General features: G+C 73.3%; 7 protein-coding genes. 3 read left to right on the top strand and 4 right to left on the bottom strand.

The window, feature by feature from the left end:
• Nucleotides 1–32 precede the first annotated feature (32 nt).
• The 4 genes from AB0C66_RS27945 to AB0C66_RS27930 all read right to left on the bottom strand — a co-directional run bounded on the left by AB0C66_RS27945 (nt 33) and on the right by AB0C66_RS27930 (nt 7,863).
• Nucleotides 33–914: a carbohydrate ABC transporter permease gene (locus AB0C66_RS27945; protein WP_362444288.1), complete on the bottom strand. Its 882-nt coding sequence runs from the start codon at nt 912–914 to the stop codon at nt 33–35.
• A complete protein-coding gene (locus AB0C66_RS27940) occupies nt 911–2,188 on the bottom strand; it encodes a sugar ABC transporter permease (protein ID WP_362444285.1) in 1,278 nt (425 codons plus the stop codon). Before AB0C66_RS27940 ends, AB0C66_RS27945 begins: the two co-directional genes overlap by 4 nt.
• A 120-nt stretch (nt 2,189–2,308) precedes the next feature.
• Nucleotides 2,309–3,667, bottom strand: coding sequence for an ABC transporter substrate-binding protein (locus AB0C66_RS27935; protein ID WP_362444282.1), 1,359 nt, complete (start codon nt 3,665–3,667; stop codon nt 2,309–2,311).
• Nucleotides 3,668–3,909: 242 nt separating this feature from the next.
• Entirely contained in the window at nt 3,910–7,863 is a 3,954-nt protein-coding gene (locus tag AB0C66_RS27930; protein WP_362444279.1) for an FHA domain-containing protein, read from the bottom strand.
• 541 nt (nt 7,864–8,404) lie between these two features.
• Here AB0C66_RS27930 and AB0C66_RS27925 point away from each other — a divergent pair.
• From AB0C66_RS27925 to prfB, 3 genes are all read left to right on the top strand, one after another.
• Nucleotides 8,405–10,081 (top strand): serine/threonine-protein kinase, encoded by a 1,677-nt coding sequence (locus AB0C66_RS27925; protein ID WP_362444276.1) that lies wholly within the window; start codon nt 8,405–8,407, stop codon nt 10,079–10,081.
• Nucleotides 10,082–10,385: 304 nt separating this feature from the next.
• On the top strand, nt 10,386–11,708 hold the full coding sequence (locus tag AB0C66_RS27920) for a serine/threonine-protein kinase (RefSeq protein ID WP_362444273.1): 1,323 nt from the start codon (nt 10,386–10,388) through the stop codon (nt 11,706–11,708).
• A gap of 40 nt (nt 11,709–11,748) precedes the next feature.
• Nucleotides 11,749–12,855: a peptide chain release factor 2 gene (prfB, locus tag AB0C66_RS27915; RefSeq protein WP_362444270.1), complete on the top strand. Its 1,107-nt coding sequence runs from the start codon at nt 11,749–11,751 to the stop codon at nt 12,853–12,855.
• Nucleotides 12,856–12,892 lie beyond the last annotated feature (37 nt).

The following is a 12,892-nucleotide window of genomic DNA, read 5'->3' as shown; positions in this document are numbered from 1 at the left end:
GTGCCGGGCCGCTGGCCTACGAGAGGGGGCGGTTATTTCACCGCGCCCGCCATCACGCCCGCCACGAACTGGCGCTGGAAGGCGAAGAAGACCGCCAGCGGGATCACCATCGACACGAAGGCACCGGGGCCGAGGATGTCGATGTTGTTGCCGAACTGCCGGACCTGCTGCTGGAGGGCGACCGTGATCGGCGGGTTGCCGCTGTCCGCGAAGATCAGGGCCACCAGCATGTCGTTCCACACCCACAGGAACTGGAAGATGCCGAGCGAGGCGATGGCCGGAGCGCCCAGCGGCATCACGACCCGCAGGAACAGCCGCAGCTCACCGGCGCCGTCCAGCCGCGCCGCCTCCAGCAGCTCCCGGGGGATCTCCGCGAAGAAGTTGCGCAGCAGGAAGACGGCGAACGGCAGACCGAAGGCGGTGTGGAAGAGCACCACGCCGGTGGTGGTCTGGAAGATCCCGACCTCGCCGAAGAGCTTGGCCACCGGGATCAGGGCGACCTGTACCGGCACCACCAGCAGTCCGACCACCAGCAGGAACCACCAGTCGCGGCCGGGGAAGTCCATCCAGGCGAAGGCGTAGCCCGCCAGCGCCCCGATCACCACCACCAGCAGCGTGGCCGGAAGGGTGATCGCCAGGGTGGTCCAGAGGGAGTCGGTGATCTGCTGGTTGCTCAGCAGTTTGTCGTAGCCGCTGAAGGTGAGCTGGCCGGGATCGGTGAAGACCTTCCACCATCCGGAGAGGTCCACGTCCGCCGGATCCCGCAGGGAGGACAGCAGCAGCCCCGCGGTGGGCATCAGCCAGAACAGGCCGATCAGCACCAGGGCGACCCGCATCACCCCGCCACCGGCCCGGGCCGCGATCCGTGCGACGAGGGGCTGCTTCGCAGTTACGACCGTGTCCGCACTGGTCATCGGCGGCTCTCCCTTCGGATGCGGCGGATGTTGATGAACATGACGGGGAGTACGAGCAGCAGCAGGAACACCGCGATGGCGCTGCCGAGGCCCTGGTTGACATCGGTTCCGAAGGAGGACTGGAACAACTGGAGCGCCAGTACGTTGGCGTCGTCCTGCGAGGGGCCCGGGGCGATGATGTAGACCAGGTCGAAGATCTTCATCACGTTGATCATCAGCGTGACGACCACGACCGACAGCACCGGAGCCAGCAGCGGCACCGTGATCCGCCGGAACACCTGCCATTCGCTGGCGCCGTCCATCCGCGCGGCCTCCATCAGCTCACGCGGCACCCCGGCGAGGCCCGCCGCGATCAGCACCATCGCGAAGCCCGCCCAGATCCAGACGTAGGAGCCGATGATGGCGGGGGTGACGAAGGACGGGCCCAGCCAGTCCACCCCGTTGTACGGCTCGGAGAAGTTCCAGGCGGGCAGCCGGAGTCGGGCCCCCTCCGCGCCGGCCGGAAGGGTGTACGTGCCGTCCGCCGCGGTGGTGGCTTTGGCCACCACCTTGCCGTCCTTGACCGCCTCGACCCTGAGGTCGGCCATGCCCTTCTCGCCCTTGTCGATGACGCCCTGTTCACCGCGGCCGCCCCGGGTGAAGTCGAACCAGACGGTGCCGGTGACCTTCCCCGGCTCGGGCTTCGCCCGGTGCGCGGGCTGCGCCCCGCCGATGTCGTCCCGCTTGGCGGCCACCAGCGGAATCGAGGACGGGGAGCCCTGCTCCGCGGTCGCCGAGGTGGTGTACGCGCCGCCCGAGGACTCGATCAGCCCGGCGTCCGGACGGGGGTGGGCGCCGGGGAACGGCGGCGACTCGGTGAACGAGTCATGCACGCTCACCCACATGGCGTTGGCCACGCCCTTGTCCGGATCCTGCTCATAGACCAGCCGGAAGATGATGCCCGCCGCCAGCATCGAGATCGCCATCGGCATGAAGACGATCAGCTTGAAGGCGGTCGCCCAGCGGATCCGTTCGGTGAGCACGGCGAAGATCAGCCCGAGGGCGGTGGAGACGGTGGGGGCCAGGATCAGCCAGATGATGTTGTTCTTGATCGCCGTCTTGGTCGCGTCGTCGGAGAACATCTCCTGGTAGTTGTCCAGGCCGACGAAACCGTTGCCGCTCGCATCGAAGAAGCTGCGGTAGACGGAGTAGCCGATCGGATAGACGACGAGCGCGCCGAGCAGGACCAGCGCGGGCAGCAGGAACACCGCGGCCAGCCACGGCCGGGTGCCCATCACACCCTTCTTCTTTTTCCGGTCGCGTGCTTCAGCCGGTGGTACGGACGGTGCCCGGCCAGGCGTGGCCGCGCCGTCCGCTGTCGCGGTCGACATGATGTGGATCTCCCGGTCGGGTCGTCAGTTCTGGTACGCCTTGGCCGCGTCGGCCTCCAGCTGGCGCTGGATGCCGGTGACGTTCCTCGGGTTCTTGAGGAAGTCCTGGAGCGCCTTCCACTCGCCCTGGGCCGGCTTTCCGCCGAAGGAGGCCGGGGCCTGGTCGGACATGTCGAACCGGAAGTCGTCGCCCGCCGAGATCAGCGCCTTGGCGATATCGCGCAGCGGCGCGTTGGGATAGGTGCCGAGGTCGAGCGACTTGTTCGCCGAGATGAACCCCCCGGAACCGGCCCAGATATGGGCCGCGTCGGGGGAGGCGAGGAAGGTCAGCAACGCCTGCGCCGCCTTGCTCCGCTTCAGCGCCACGGCCGCGTCGCCACCGGTGACCACCGGAGGCTTCTCGCCCACCGCCGGGAAGGGGAACACCTTGGCGTCGGCGTCGAGCTCCGCACCCGCGTCGGCCACGTTGGCCGCGACGAAGTCACCTTCGAAGACCATGCCCGCCTCCGGCTCCGCGGCGTTGGCGAAGGTCTTGGAGACCGAGTCCGGGAACGCGGTGTGCAGCGCGCCGTCCCTGCCGCCCGCGAGCAGCCCCTTGGTGCCCCACAGCTCGGCCAGGGTGGTCAGCGCCTCGGTGACGGACGGATCGGTCCACTTGATCTTGTGCTGGGCCAGCTGGTCGTACTTCTCCGGGCCCGCCTGGGAGAGATAGACGTTCTCGAACCAGTCGGTGAGCGTCCAGCCGTCCTGGCCGCCGACGGAGATCGCGTCGGTTCCGGAGTCGGACACCAGCTGGGCCTGGGCGAGGAAGTCCTTCCAGGTCTTCGGCTCCTTCGCGCCCGCGTAGTCGAACGCCGAGGTGTTGTACCAGACCAGGGACTTGTTGCTGGCCTTGAAATACACCCCGTACTGGGTGCCCTTCCAGGCGCCCAGATCGCGCCAGCCCTTCGCGAAGTTCTTCTTCAGCTGTGCCTCGGTGGCCGCGTCGACCGGTTTGGCCCAGCCCTTCTGGGCGAACTCGCGCAACACCCCGACCTGTCCGACCATCGCCACATCGGGCGGCGCGCCACCGGCGATCTTCGAGCCGACGAAGGCCGACATGTCGTCACCGCTGGGCACGAACGCCACCTCGGCACCGGTGCGCTTCTCGAACTCCTTCAGAACCTTGGTGAAGTTCTCCTGCTCGGTACCTGTCCAGACCGCGGTCACCTGGAGCTTCTGACCCTTGAGGCTGGGCAGCTTCACGGTGACCGGGGGCGGACTGCCGCCCGCCGCGTCCCCGTCGTCACCGCCGCAGCCCGCGGCGGTGAGTGTGAGCGCTCCCACCGACAGCAGGGCCACCGCGGCCCGCGTGGAACGCTTCGTACGAAGCGATACGTGCATCCCCGTGTTCCCTCCCATGGACCGGCCCCCGCGCGGCCGTGTTCCGTGCGTCAGTACTACGCCCCGTAACCGAACGTCGCAATACCGCTTTCGGCTTCAACTCACCGATCGTGACCGGGACGTGATGAAGAGTCAGGAGGGAACGGGGCAGGGGGGTCAGAGGGGAGGATGGGAAGATCGACACGGAAAGCCGGGCAGGAGCGGCCACAGCCGGAACCAGCCGGAACAGCCGGGCGGAACGGTCAGATCAGCGCGGGCGCGGTGGTGGCGTCCGCCGACTGCGCGGCCCGCTGGAGCGCGCTGGCGAGCAGTGCCAAGTCCGTTGGCCCATTGCCGAGTTCGCGTAGCGGCCGCCGGGTGGGCGGATCGCCCATCCGCGCCCATTCGAGCGGCACCACGGTGGGCCGCTGGGTCGCGGTACGCGGTATCCGCCCGGTCACCCGCCCCGCCTGGAACGGCGTCACCGCGCCGCCGCCGGGGCCGAACAGCCGTCCCCGGCCGGGGGCGTGCTCGCCCGGGGCGGACGGGGTGGTGGTGCCGGGCCGCTCGGAGGGGGTGGGCGGGGCCGGTTCGGGGGTGTCATGGGGGCCGGGCCGGGACTCCAGGGTGACCCGGAGCCCGGCGCGCCCGACCGCCGCGGTCTCCGCCGTACGCTCCGGGCGCCCCGATGCCGCCACCAGGTGCACTCCCAGCCGCGCCCCGTCCCGCGCGATGGCCTCCAGCGCCCGCACCACGGACCCGGCGGCCGGACGGCCGGGGCTGCCGAGCGCGGGGGCGACCAGCGCGTCGTAGTCGTCGACGAGCACCACGAGCCGGGGGAGCGGGCGCCGGGCGCGCTGTTCGTGCTGCCCGTGCTGCCCTCCGTGCTGGGTGCGCAGGTTGAGGGTGCGCAGGGTGTCCCCGGTGTCCCCGGATGGCGGATCCACGTCCCCGGCCACCCGGGGCGCCACCACCCGCGGGCCCCGCGACGGGTCGGTGGCGGCGCCGGACGAGCCGGTGGCGCCGGACCGGCCGGTGGCCTGGGCAGCGGAGCCCGGCCCCTCGCCGGTTCGGCGCTCGGGATGCGAACGGCCACTCGCCTGGGCGCCGATGGTGGCGCCGCCGGTGGGTTGTCCGGTGGGGGCGCCGGGTTGTCCGGTGGGGGCGCGCCCGCTCGACATCGACTCCGGGCCGCCGGTGGCGGACCGGCCGGGCGCGGCGCTGCCCGTCGCCTGGGCGCCGATGACCGGGCCGCCGCCTGTGGGCGGGCGGCCCGATTCCTCGGGAACGGTGCCGGGGAGGCCGGTGTGCCAGGTGGTGAAGTCCTGGGGGCCCAGCAGCTCCGCGCGGCGCTTGAGCTCCGAGCTGAGCGCCTGCGCGAACTCCCGCATCCGCACCGGATCGGAGGCGGCCAGATACGTCGAGACATGCGGCAGGTCCGTGCACACCCGCAGACCCTCGCCGCCGCCCGCCGCGCTCGCGCCGGACCCCGATCCGGCGCCCGCGCCGTCGACCAGGACCAGCTCCAGCCGGTCCGGCCGCTCGGCCGCCGCGAGCGAGGCGGCCAGCGACCGCAGCAGCTCCGTCTTACCGGTGCCCGCGGCTCCGTCGACCGCCAGATGCGGGCCGTCCGCCGCCAGATCGACCGCCAGCGGGCCGCGCGGCCCGGCGCCGAGCACCGCCTGTGCCCGGCCGCCCGCCGGGACCTCGTCGGCCGCCGCGGCCCAACGCGCCAGCAGCGACGCGGGCGTGGCCCGGGCCAGCCCCAACTCGTCCAGCAGCCGGGCGGTGTCCGGCAGCGGGGTGGTCGGCAGACGGCCCGGACCGTCCGTACCGCCCTGTGCGGACGCGGCCGGGCGCAGTGGCGCGAGCGCCCGCGCGAACCGCTCGGCCCACGCCCCCGACACCGCGTCCACCGTCACGGTCGTCGTGCCACCGGCCGATTCGAGGGAGTGGTGGGGGTCGTCCCGGTGCACGATCTGCAACCCCGTGGCCACATCGCCGCTCAGCAGCGCGGCCACGCCACAGGCGGCGAAGGCGGTGGACGCCGAGCGCGCGGCCGCGTGGCTCCGCGACACCGGCGACGCGGGTGAGGTGGCCGGGGCCTCGGCCAGACACACCAGATGGATTCCGGCGGCCGGACCGCCGGCGGCCAGTGCCGCGAACGTCTCGCGCAGCGAGGCCGGTCCGGGGTCGCCATCCACGAGCACCACGGTGTACGGCCCGGAGTGGCGGGCCGCCGCCGAGGCCACGGCGGCCGGGGGAGAGCCGGCCCATGACGGGCCCAGCGGCCCGTCCTCCAGCCGCCGCGTCAACTCGGCCGCGCGGGCCGTCGCCTGCTCGGTGTCGTACGCAAGCAGCAACCGGCAGTCCTGCCCGCGCAGCGGGCGCACCTGCGGCAGCCAGCCCAGCCATGACCACTCGGCGAGCCGGTCCTCGACGGCACGGGCGCGGTCGGTGCTGATCAGCACGATCTCCAGCGCGGAGGGCGAGTGCAGCGCCGCGAGCTGCGCCACCACCGACCGGGCGAGCCCGGCCAGCCGGGCGCGCGGTCCCGCGAGTCCCAGCGAACCGGCCCGGCGCAGTGAGACGGTGACGGGGGCGGCGGGCAACAGCGCGCCCTCGGAGGCCAGTCGGTCGGCGGAGCCGAGCCGTACGGCGAGCGTGTCCGGATGGTCCGGGGCGCGCTCCCACAGCCGGGGGCCGGGGCCGAGCGCGGTCATCAGCACGGCGGCGAGATCCGGCCACCGCAGCTGAAGGGCCTCCGCCTCGGCCGCCGCCCGCTCCGCCGCGTCGCGCGCGCCGCCGTCGTCACGCCCACCGGCCCGCTCGCCCTTCCCGGCGGCGAACTGCCGCACCCAGGCCCCTATCCCACGCCGCCGCGGCTGCGCCCCGGGAACGTCGAAGGTGTACGCCCGCGGATGCGCATGCGTCCCGTCCAACCGCCCCCCGGGGCTCCGCTCGCCGTCGCGCCCGGCCCGCGCCCCGGAAGCGCCCGGGGCGGGGTCGTTGTACGGCGTCCTGCCGTGGCCGGGGCGGCCGTCGTTGGCCTCCTGACCGGTCCGGTCCGCGTCGCCGTACGGGTCGGCGGTGTCCCACCGGCCCTCGGCCGCCCGCTCGCCGCGCGCCGTGGGGGCGTCGTACGGCGTGTCGCCGTGGCCGCCGGTGGCCCGGGGGCCGTCGGCGCCTTGGCCGGTCCGGCCCGAGCTGCCGGTGTCCCACCGGCCCGCGCCGCCCCGGCTCGCGCCCTCGCCATCCTGGCGGCGCGGTGCCCGAGCGCTCGTATGGTCCGGCTCCGTCCTCGGGTCAGGGGTCCACGCCTCCGGCGGGCGCATGTGGCGTTCGTCACCTTCGCCGCTCGGGCCGTCGTGGTCACCGTCCGTGCCGGGGTGGTGCGCCAGGGGCGTCCAGGCGCCCTCGGTGAAGTGGGTGGCGCCGGTGCGGGAGCCCTCCGTATGGCCGAGCGGACCGGCGTCCGGCCGGGGTGCGACCCGCAGATGGCCCTCGCCGTCCGGGTGGGCGGGGAGGCGGGGCGGGGGCGAGGGGGCCGCCCCGGGCGTCCGCAGCCGCAGCGCGGACTCGCCGATCCGCAGCAGCGCCCCCGGCGCCAGCGGCACCGGATGAGGGCCGACGGGGGCGCCGTCGGCCGCCGTGCCGTTGGTCGAGCCGAGGTCGGCCACGGTCACTGCGCCGTCCTCGGTGACCGTCACCGCGCAGTGCAGCCGGGAGACGTCGGGGTCGTCGAGGGGTACGTCCGCGTCCGCGGAGCGGCCCACCCGGACCTGGCCGCCGTGCAGCAGATGGACCCCGCCCGCGTCCGGCCCGGCGATCACGTCGAGATGGACCGCGGCCTCGGTGACGGCCGCCTCCGGCAGCCCGGGGGAGCCCGTGTACGCCGGGGAGCGCTCGGGGTCGGCCGGGGCGTGCAGCGAGAGCACCGCGCCGTCCACGAGCGGCGGCTCGCCGAGCGCGCAGCGCTGCGGGTCCAGCCGCTCGGTCCCCGCGTACAGCACGACCGCCCCGCCGCCCCCGCCCGCGTCGCTCCCGGCCGCGGCCACCGCCGTGGCCAGCCCGCTCGCCACCGAGGCGAGGGCCGTGCCGACCGGGGCGGTCACGAGCACGTCCACCGCGCACACCGGCGCGTGCGCGGCGGACGGATGGCCGGAACGGCCCGGGTGGGCGCCGCGCGGCCCGAGGACGGTCAGCCGAATCTGCATCGCCGTCAACGGTCCCTTCTGTCCGGGAGGCCGGGCAGGGGTGCCGATCCCCACCACCGCCCCCAGGCCCTTCGGCACGTACAGGTCCGTACGGGGTCGTACGGGTCACGGAGCGTGAGCCTCCCGCCGCTCGGCGCTTCGTGCTGCGTGCATCCTCGCACCTGCCGCTGACACTTCGCCCGCCGCCCGGCGTTACATGATCTTGATTGGTCGGCTGGTCGGCCGAAAGTGGTTGATTGCGACCGGATCGACGGTGGTTGCGACGGTGCCGGGGCGCGGGGCGCACCCCCCGAGTGGCCACACATGGCAACCAACTGTCCGCAGCGCACGTCTTCCCCCCAAACCCCGCCGGGACCGCGAGACCCGCGAGGAGGGGCGGGCGGGACACCGCTCCCGTCCACTCGTGTGGTGATCAGTACGGACGCTCGCGCGTCCCCATTACAGTGGGGCGGACGGGTACGACCCAGCAGGACAAGCGGTGCGACAGACCGCGCCGTGGACGACGCAAGCGAATGAAGACCACGATCAGGGAGCGCATGACGTGCGGCCGGTAGGCAGCAAGTACCTGCTCGAGGAGCCGCTCGGACGCGGAGCCACGGGCACCGTCTGGCGAGCCCGCCAGCGGGAGACGGCGGGGGCCGAGGCCGCCGTGGCCGGGCAGCCCGGCGAGACCGTCGCGATCAAGGTCCTCAAGGAGGAGCTCGCGAACGACGCGGAGATCGTCATGCGCTTCCTGCGCGAACGCTCCGTGCTGCTCCGGCTCACCCACCCCAATATCGTCCGCACCCGCGACCTGGTGGTGGAGGGCGATCTGCTCGCCCTCGTCATGGACCTGATCGACGGTCCGGACCTCCACAACTACCTGCGCCGCAACGGCCCGTTCACCCCCGTCGCCGCGGCCCTCCTCACCGCCCAGATCGCCGACGCGCTCGCCGCCAGTCACGCCGACGGCGTGGTGCACCGCGATCTGAAGCCCGCCAACGTGCTGCTCGCGGGCACCGGTGAGGGCCAGGAGATGCACCCGATGCTGACCGACTTCGGCATCGCGCGGCTGGCGGACTCGCCCGGTCTCACCCGCACCCAGGAGTTCGTCGGCACCCCGGCCTATGTGGCGCCGGAGTCCGCCGAGGGCCGTCCGCAGACCTCCGCGGTCGACATCTACGGCGCGGGCATCCTGCTGTACGAGCTGGTGACCGGCCGTCCGCCGTTCGCGGGCAACACGGCGCTCGAGGTGCTGCACCGCCACCTCAGCGAGGAGCCGCGCCGCCCCACCACGGTGCCCGAGCCGCTGTGGACGGTCATAGAGCGCTGTCTGCGCAAGAACCCCGACGAGCGCCCCAGCGCCGAGAACCTGGCCCGCGGCCTGCGCGTGGTCGCCTCCGGTGTCGGGGTGCACGCCTCGGCCGCGCAGGCGGAGGCGGCGCTCGGCGTCGCCGGGCTGCTCGCGCCGGACCCGGCGCCCGCGCCGGTGCCGGACACCGGTCCCGCGGGCGCCGCCGACCCCACCCAGGTGCTGCCGACCAACGCGCCCTCGTACGACCCGGCCGCGGCCACCAATGTGCTGCCCACCACCGGGCCGAACGCCGACCCCACCCAGGTGCTGCCGACCGGCTCGGGACCCGGCGGAAACGGCGATCCGACGCGCGCGATGCCGCCCGTGCCGCCCGGCCAGCCGGGCGGGGACGACGCGCACCCCTGGCAGAACCAGCTCCGCGCGGCCCGCGACCGTAATGACCAGACGCAGGTCCAGTACCTGGACCCGAGCGAGGACCCGCTGCGCCGCCGCCCCCAGCGCCGCCCGGCGCCCCAGCAGCCGCCGCAGTCGTACCAGCAGCCGCAGCAGCCCCATCAGCCGCCGCAGCGTCAGCAGCGCCGTCAGCAGCCGCCGCCGTACCAGCAGCCGCAGAACTACGCCCCGGCGCCGCACCACCCCCAGCAGCCGCAGCCGCAGCGCTACGCCCCGCCGCCACAGCAGCCGCAGCAGCCCGAACCGCCGCGTCAGCGCGGCTCCAACCCCAACCGGATGAAGATCCCGGGCCTGGGGTGCCTCAAGGGCTGTCTGTTCGTGATCGTGGTCCTGGTGGTGGGCTCCTGGCTGGTCTGGGAGCTGACCCCGCTCAAGGACTGGGTCGCCGAGGGCAAGAGCTACTGGGACGCCGTCAGCGACTGGATCTCCGACATCAGGCAGTGGATCTCCGACCTGGGCGGCCCGAGCTGACCGGCTGACGGACCGACGGGTTGACGTGACCGACGGGTTGACGGACCGACCGATTGACGGACCGACGGGTTGAGGACCGACCGGCTGACCGGTCGTCCGAAACCCTCGGCTGTCCGGACCGACCGGTCGTCCGGAGCCGTCCCCGATTCCGCTCCGCTCCCCCCGACTTCGGTGATTTGTCGACATCCGAAGGGTGTTTTCCGCCGCAGAAGTGACAGTTGGCGTGGTCTGGCGCACCCAACGCGCCAGTAGCCGCGTAGCTTTGTCGCCAACGTGCCCCCCTGTCGGAGGATTCGGAGCAGTCTTGTCACGGAAGATCGGCAGCCGGTACACCGCGCACCAGGTCCTGGGACGCGGCAGCGCCGGCACGGTGTGGCTGGGCGAGGGGCCCGAGGGCCCCGTCGCCATCAAGCTCCTGCGCGAGGACCTCTCCTCCGACCAGGAGCTGGTCGGCCGATTCGTACAGGAGCGCACCGCGCTGCTCGGCCTCGACCACCCCCGGGTGGTCGGCGTGCGCGACCTGGTGGTCGACGGCAACGACCTGGCGCTCGTCATGGACCTGATCCGCGGTACGGATCTGCGTACCCGGCTGGCCCGCGAGCGGCGGCTCGCCCCGGAGGCGGCGGTCGCCATCGCCGCGGACGTGGCGGACGGGCTGGCCGCGGCGCACGCCGCCGGGGTGGTGCACCGCGACGTCAAGCCGGAGAACGTGCTGCTGGACATGCAGGGCCCGCTCGGCCCCGGCGGCTCCCACCCCGCCCTGCTCACCGACTTCGGCATCGCGCGCCTGGTCGACGCCCCCAGCCGGATCCGCGAGCGGCACCCCGGCCGCGGCCAGCAGCAGGGCCAGGGTCAGGGCCGTTCGCCGAATCCGCGCAGTGTCATCGGCACCCCGGACTATCTGGCCCCGGAGATCATCGAGGGGCTGCCGCCGCGGGCCAGTGTCGATGTGTACGCGCTGGCCACCGTGTTGTACGAGCTGCTGGCCGGGTTCACCCCGTTCGGCGGCGGCCACCCCGGCGCGATCCTGCGCCGCCATGTGACCGAGACCGTGGCCCCGCTGCCCGGGATCCCCGATGAGCTGTGGCAGCTGCTGCTCCAGTGTCTGGCCAAGGCGCCCGCCTCCCGGCTGCGCGCCTCCGAGCTGGCGACGCGGCTGCGTGAGGTGCTGCCGAGCCTGGCCGGATATCCGCCGCTGGACATCGACGAGCCCGATGACGAGCAGGAGGAGGACGGCGAGGGCGGCTATGAGGAGCCCGCCCACCGGGGCCCGGCCGCCGGGCCGCAGCCGCGGCGGCGCGGCGCGGTGCCGCTGGTCCCCGGCGCCGTACCCGACTCCAGCCGGGACACCCACACCAGCATGCGGGTGCCCAGCGCCGACGAGCTCGCGGGCGGCGCCCACGGCACCGCGCGCGCTCCTCGGATGCACGGCCAGCGCCGGGCGGGCTCGGCCCGTAACCGGCCCTCGGAGGCGGTGCGCCGCCGCCGGGTGAAGGCCGCCGTGGTCTCGGCGGCCGCGCTGATCGCGATCGCGGTCGGTGGATGGCTGGCCACCGGCGGCGATGACGGGGGCGATCCGCCCAAGGGCGGGGAGCACTCCAGCTCCCAGGACGCCGGGACTCCCTGACCGGGGCCGGTCAGTCTGCCGCAGCGGTTACGCTGGTGCCGTGGCAGTCGTCGATGTATCCGAAGAGCTGAAGTCCCTCTCCTCGACCATGGGGTCGATCGAGGCCGTCCTGGACCTCGACAAGATGAGGGCCGACATCGCCGTGCTCGAGGAGCAGGCGGCGGCCCCGTCCCTGTGGGACGACCCGGAGAGCGCGCAGAAGATCACCAGCAAGCTGTCCTATCTCCAGGGGCACCTTCGCCGGACCGAGGAGCTGCGCGGCCGTATCGACGACCTCGAGGTGCTCTTCGAGCTCGCCGCGGACGAGGGCGACGAGGACGCCCGCGCCGAGGCCGAGGCCGAGCTGGAGGCGGTGCGCAAGGCCGTCGACGAGATGGAGGTGCGCACCCTCCTGTCCGGCGAGTACGACTCCCGGGAGGCCCTGGTCAACATCCGCGCCGAGGCGGGCGGGGTCGACGCCGCCGACTTCGCCGAGCAGCTCCAGCGGATGTATCTGCGCTGGGCCGAGCGCCATGGCTACAAGACCGAGGTCTACGAGACGTCGTACGCGGAGGAGGCCGGTATCAAGTCGACCACCTTCGCCGTCCAGATCCCGTACGCCTACGGCACCCTCTCGGTCGAGCAGGGCACCCACCGGCTGGTGCGGATCTCGCCCTTCGACAACCAGGGCCGCCGTCAGACCTCGTTCGCGGGTGTCGAGGTGCTGCCGGTGGTCGAGCAGACCGACCATATCGAGATCGACGAGTCCGAGCTGCGGGTCGATGTCTACCGTTCGTCCGGCCCCGGCGGCCAGGGCGTCAACACCACGGACTCCGCGGTGCGGTTGACCCATATCCCGACCGGCATCGTGGTCTCCTGCCAGAACGAGCGCTCGCAGATCCAGAACAAGGCCACCGCGATGAACGTCCTCCAGGCGAAGCTGCTCGAGCGCCGCCGGCAGGAGGAGCAGGCCAAGATGGACGCGCTCAAGGGCGACGGCGGCAACTCCTGGGGCAACCAGATGCGTTCCTACGTCCTGCACCCATACCAGATGGTCAAGGACCTGCGTACCGAGTTCGAGGTCGGCAATCCGCAGGCGGTGCTCGACGGCGAGCTGGACGGCTTCCTCGAGGCCGGGATCCGCTGGCGGAAGCAGCAGGAGAAGTAGGACCGATCGGTCCCCAAGTGGCCGCGTCCGCGCGCTT

The organism is Streptomyces sp. NPDC048636, assembly GCF_040650655.1.
GTDB lineage: Bacteria > Actinomycetota > Actinomycetes > Streptomycetales > Streptomycetaceae > Streptomyces.
This window is presented reverse-complemented; position numbering and strand designations above follow the sequence as displayed.